Here is a 5142-nt window from a genome sequence, read left to right as displayed (position 1 = left end):
TTTGCTGAAATTATTGTATGCAGGGATACTAAAAGCGTCTGAGCGATGGACACATCCGGTGCAGAATTGGAACCTCACACTGTCGCAGTTGGCAATCCATTTTGAGGGTCGACTGGATGATCACATCGCGCTATTGATTTTTAGCTGACACAGAACTATTGAACACCCTCGAAGCGTTGGTATAATCGTGGATCCAATAAAGTAGCGTTTCTCCGGGCTTACCTTCTTTGATCTCAATGATTAGTGGCGAGGCATCCATAAGGTGTGCATACTCTGTACCCTGATATAGATACTCCCATGCCACATCGTTTCCAGACACCATCGCTTCCCAAAATGTTCTGGCTTCGGGATTTTGCACAACGTCAAAAATAAAATAAAACAGTTTATCTTTTGATTGTGACAATACTTCAAAAGGACTTTTATGCGTATCTACCATATAAAATGCCTCACTGACTGTCTTAATATTTATGATTTAGCGTCAATGCCATAACGCTCTCGCAGTATCTTTTCATCCGCTCGTTTGGATGCGTCTGATTGCGGTTTTTCATAAGGATGCGTCCCTTCCTCTTCACACTCTACGCGAAGGCGATAGCCTCTTGGTTTAACGCAGTACACAATATCGAGTCGATAACGCTCTCCATATGGCGTTAAAGCGGGAAACTGTACACCGAGCTCAATCATTTTTTGCTGAATGTTCAGCATTTTTTGATACGCGTCGGTGGATTGATCCATGCTATCTAGTGACTGTTGAACCGAATAGGCTGCACTCAGTCCACCATTGTCTATCACAAAAGGATCGGCACCGCTCTCCAAGAGATAAAGCACTTCATCCATGTTTACTCTGATGAAATCTAATAGCGGTGTTTGTCCTAAACCGTTTCTGGCATTTACATTTGCGCCAAACTCAACCAATAATTTCAGCGCGTCATTGTCTTCTAGGTCTGGCACATCAAAAATCAGCGTCTCACCATATTCATCGGTTAAACTTGGATCCATTCCCGCTTCCAACATCGCTTTAAGTGCATCTGTCGTTTTGCGCCACATGGCAAAGTAAGCAACGGACTGTGCCTCCTCGCCTTCACCGAATTTGGTGGCAGGGTCGGCCCCTAGCGCCATCAACATTTTGATGGCTGGAATATTGGTATCAGCGACGGCAAACGCTAACAGAGTAAAATTCTCGTTGCCTGGCGTATCAATCTCTGGCAGTTTTTCCGCTAACGCTTTCGCTTTATCGATATCATGGGCTTTCATCGCCTCAGCAACGGCCAATAATTCTCCCTCAAAAAAGACCTCTGGATAGGGTTTACTGCGGAACATATTTAACACTCCTGCTTTTGTGGCAACTGACAGTACAATACCTGCCAAGATAACTAAAAAAATGTATTTCATCGCGGTTTAAACCTGCTTGGCTAGCGTGTGTAAATCATCGACTTTACGATCTTCGATAGCTTCGCGCATCATATCCATACCATGTAAATTGACTCGCTCTTTTAGCGTAACGTCGGTATCTTCTGCTATCGCTACGTTAGTACCAGGAGCCGCGCCAACGCCTTCCGTCTGAGCTGTTAATGATTTCGGCTTGGAAAATGTTTGGGTGGTATTACCAACCGCGCTTGGTAAACGCCTTAAAACGGGCATCTTTTCTTGCGCATGGGTAAGCACTTCCCCCTCTATTCGATAACGAGTAATATTACCATCACTGCCTTGTTGTACTTTGGGCACCCCATATCGCTCAACGGTCTTCTTATGCAATCCAGCACTGTTAAAGGTGGTGGCAGGAAAATTACCGGCTTTCGAGGCCGCAGAGGCCAAACCGCCCCCTAATGAGTGTCCCGCTATATCAATCGGTATACCTTTATTTTTAATTCTATCACCCAGTTTAACTGCTTGTTTATAGTATTTTGACCTTCCCATAAGGCCTTGAGGAATATTGCCTTTGGTCCAGTCTCCCAACGCTTCTGTGCCTCGGAAAACCAATACTGGCTTCGCCTCTGACCCAAACACCTTATGATCTGGCATATACACTTGAGCTCGGAAATTACTTCCTTCAACACGCAAGTCTTTACGTGACAACCCTAAATCATTTAAGTCATCATCACTCGCCAGCTTCCATCCTGAATCATGTTTAAAATCCTCGGCGACTTGTTGACGAGGTTCTTTTAACTCTTCTTTATCGAGGATATAGATATGCTCGCTAAGCATCGCTTTTTCAGCCGCGTCCATATCTTGCGTAAATCGTTCAGCAACGTCTGGCTCTTTCTCGCTGGCACGCTCTGTGATCGCTTCACGTGCTTTGCGTCGCTGGGCTTTGGTGGTGTCTTTTTCTAACACATCCAGCATTTGTGCGGGTGATCCGCCACTTTTTACCAACGACGATAAGGCTTCACCGAGAGGCGGTAATTCCTCGGGTAACGCTTGCGTGATGGTGGTTTTGAGTTGCTGCTCTGCCACGGACTTAAAGTAGCCAGGGCTGTAAATCGGTTTTGACCAAAGTGCTTCAACCGGGTTAACCAAAGGCAAGATCCGCAAGAAAGGCGCATTGCTTTTAGCGGCCCCCTCACCACAATCATGTGATGGTGACTGGTAAGGCGTCTCACCAATAAACACGTCGCCTGAACCCGCAGCAACCTGACCGCCACAACCAATGGCATCGCCGACCCGTGAGGCCGGCTTACCGTTGATGGAAACATTCGACGACCCTGCACTAATGCTACGCCCATGAATACCGTGGGGCATTTTCGGACAAGGGCAAGCATGAAGCAGTACAGGGTCACCTTTACGTGCTGCTGGCTTGCCATTGATTGACACATCAGGGCTACCGCTAATAATGGGGGTGGCAGGGAAGCAACCATGCCCTGCCGCACTGTCTCCGAGTCTTCCAGCACTTGGCATAATTACCCCCGTCGGTCCGGATCATCAGGCTGCTGAGGCTTATCTGTCTCATCAGGCTGAACCATGGTGGGTGCCGTGCCTTTACCGGGAGAGCCGCCTTCATTGATCTTGACTTTGGTGCCAGAGATAGTGATCCCGCCGCCGTCAATTTTGACAAAACCACCGGGGCCTTTAATCGTTAACTCATTGCCAGCTTCCAGGACAATATTTTTGGCGGTTAAGTAGCTCTCATTACTGACTTTGGTCCGTTGGTTAGCACCGATCTCTTTCTCTTCCGAGGCCGTGGCTTGTGTGACTATCCCGCCTTCCACTTTGGTGATCATGCCACCAGAAATAAAGCGACTCAGTTTACCCAAGATACGCTGCACGAGATTGCGGCCAATTTTCTGGTGATGATCTTGACCAAATTCTTCAACAACATTTTTGCCAACCATACGATGGCTGTTTTCTGTCACAGATTGATAAGTATTTCGCCCTACTTGACGGTGGCTATCCACACCCACAAATTCGCGATGGATGTTTTCGGTGACAATATCTTGGTCTTTCTGCGCATGGATGTAGATTTGCTCGATGGACGCTTGGTCTTCAAAGCGAATTTCATTCGACCCTTCACCCTGGTGGGTTTGCGTTTTGATCACCGTGCGCGTTTTGTGGTTAGGGAGCAAATACGGTGGCACGTTCGTCGCATGATACGTGCGGCCGGTAATAATTGGCTGATCTGGGTCACCGTTAAGGAAAGACACGATCACTTCATGGCCGATGCGAGGGACCGCCATAAAGCCGTATTGTGCGCCCGCCCAACCTTGGGACACCCGTATCCAACATGAGCTGTGCTCATCTTGTTTGCTTTCTCGATCCCAAGGGAAATGCACCTTCACACGGCCGTGCTCATCACAAAAGATTTCTTCGCCTTTCGGGCCGACCACTTCGCCAATCATGGGTCCATCAACTTGTGGCTTGGGCTGTGGGGTTGCACGCCATTGCCGTGTGGCAGGGATCACTTTGAAATGGTTATGGTACGTGGTTGCGCCGGTTCCGCCCTCTTCTTCTAGTGCCTGAGGTTGCGTACCCACATGCGACACACTCACCACCAACCAATCTCGGTTAGCCGGTTTGTGCAAACTTTCAATCAAGTCAAATTTTACCCCCGCTTGCAGTGCAGGCACATGACTTTGTCCCTGGGCTGTCGAGGCTTCACGCCGTAAAAACTCGTTACGAATACGGGTAAATGCTTTGCCATTTGGATCATTTTTGTAGCGGCCAGGGGCATCAAAATGCTCGTAATCGGTGCGCTGATAGCTGGTACCATCCGCCTCGTGAGGCTGGAGAAAGCTGTAAGCCGGTTTTTTAAAGCTATAGTCCTTGAGGACGGTTTTGTTTGACTCACTTTGGTCACTGATATCGATGTGGCGAACATAAGGGTCACTGTAAGTCCCCCCTGCGCGACTGTTATGCTCAACGGGCTTGGCATATTTATCAATCAGCGAGGAGTCGTCGTAAAAGTGGACGGTGTGCTTATCTTCTCGATGGGTAAAGTAATAGTTAATCCCTTCTTCGGCCGCTAAGCGATGCAAAAACGCTAAATCGCTCTCTCTGTACTGCACACAAAATTCACGCTCAGGTAACTCTCGCTTAAGGGAAAAGCTAACATCGGTGATCCCCATCTCCGTTAACAAGGTTGAGATAATGTCTTTCACTGTCTGGTGTTGAAAAATACGGCTATTTCGACGTAACGATAAGCGCTCTAACGACGGCACCAAAATAAGGGAATAAAAAGTATGATGGTGGCCGATTTCTTTGTGCGTGAAGCGGCGAACGATACCGTGTACGTACTGCACTGGCTCTTCATCGCGAAATACCGTCAGGAGTGCCTTTTTATCAACGGTTTGATCGGCAGTAATACCCGATTGGCGGCTAGCGAGCGAAATATCATAGCGATAACCAGACAAAGGTTGACCGCCTGCATAGCTATCAGACACGGACTCATGCCCCTGATATTCACGCACGACAAAGGTGTCTTCTGCTAAACCGTCTACAACCAGTGAAAATCTCAGCGTTGCCATTACTAATGCCTACCTCTATATGATGGGAAAGCAAGTAGCCCACTGTGCCAGCGGGCCACTCGATTTATATCACGACGCGTTGGATTTACGCTTCGATCGGTTTACGCCAGTCGTCTGATCCAGAAGTACCCGCGTTAACGTGATCCCATGTCACTTTACGGTAAGACATCGACACCGTTAGGTTCTG

At 48.0% G+C, this 5142-nt stretch carries 4 protein-coding genes and 2 pseudogenes; 1 reads left to right on the top strand and 5 read right to left on the bottom strand.

Annotated features, from left to right (window positions below):
- Window positions 1-148, top strand: a pseudogene (locus tag DZ54_RS25075) (IS256 family transposase); the annotation flags it as partial.
- Here the strand turns inward: DZ54_RS25075 and DZ54_RS0117120 are convergent.
- From DZ54_RS0117120 to DZ54_RS24550, 5 genes and pseudogenes are all read right to left on the bottom strand, one after another.
- A complete protein-coding gene (locus DZ54_RS0117120; RefSeq protein WP_025675436.1) occupies window positions 131-436 on the bottom strand; it encodes a DUF4123 domain-containing protein in 306 nt (101 codons plus the stop codon). The pseudogene DZ54_RS25075 and the gene DZ54_RS0117120 overlap by 18 nt on opposite strands.
- Before the next feature lie 29 nt (window positions 437-465).
- Window positions 466-1317, bottom strand: coding sequence for an ankyrin repeat domain-containing protein (locus DZ54_RS0117115; protein ID WP_025675435.1), 852 nt, complete (start codon window positions 1315-1317; stop codon window positions 466-468).
- Window positions 1318-1395: 78 nt separating this feature from the next.
- Window positions 1396-2892 (bottom strand): Tle-like phospholipase domain-containing protein, encoded by a 1497-nt coding sequence (locus tag DZ54_RS0117110; RefSeq protein ID WP_025675433.1) that lies wholly within the window; start codon window positions 2890-2892, stop codon window positions 1396-1398.
- A gap of 2 nt (window positions 2893-2894) precedes the next feature.
- Window positions 2895-4955, bottom strand: a complete 2061-nt coding sequence (locus DZ54_RS0117105; RefSeq protein WP_025675430.1) for a type VI secretion system Vgr family protein — start codon at window positions 4953-4955, stop codon at window positions 2895-2897.
- Between the two features lie 85 nt (window positions 4956-5040).
- Window positions 5041-5142, bottom strand: a pseudogene (locus tag DZ54_RS24550) (type VI secretion system tube protein Hcp); the annotation flags it as partial.

It is taken from the genome of Salinivibrio socompensis S35 (assembly GCF_000513715.1).
GTDB lineage: Bacteria > Pseudomonadota > Gammaproteobacteria > Enterobacterales > Vibrionaceae > Salinivibrio > Salinivibrio socompensis.
The sequence above is the reverse complement of the archived record's forward strand: the minus strand, read 5'-3'. Positions and strand labels throughout refer to the sequence as shown.

Coding starts and splice junctions, on each gene's coding strand:
- DZ54_RS0117120 (WP_025675436.1), bottom strand. CDS start 436: ATGGTAGATACGCATAAAAGTCCTTTTGAAGTATTGTCACAATCAAAA.
- DZ54_RS0117115 (WP_025675435.1), bottom strand. CDS start 1,317: ATGTTCCGCAGTAAACCCTATCCAGAGGTCTTTTTTGAGGGAGAATTA.
- DZ54_RS0117110 (WP_025675433.1), bottom strand. CDS start 2,892: ATGCCAAGTGCTGGAAGACTCGGAGACAGTGCGGCAGGGCATGGTTGC.
- DZ54_RS0117105 (WP_025675430.1), bottom strand. CDS start 4,955: ATGGCAACGCTGAGATTTTCACTGGTTGTAGACGGTTTAGCAGAAGAC.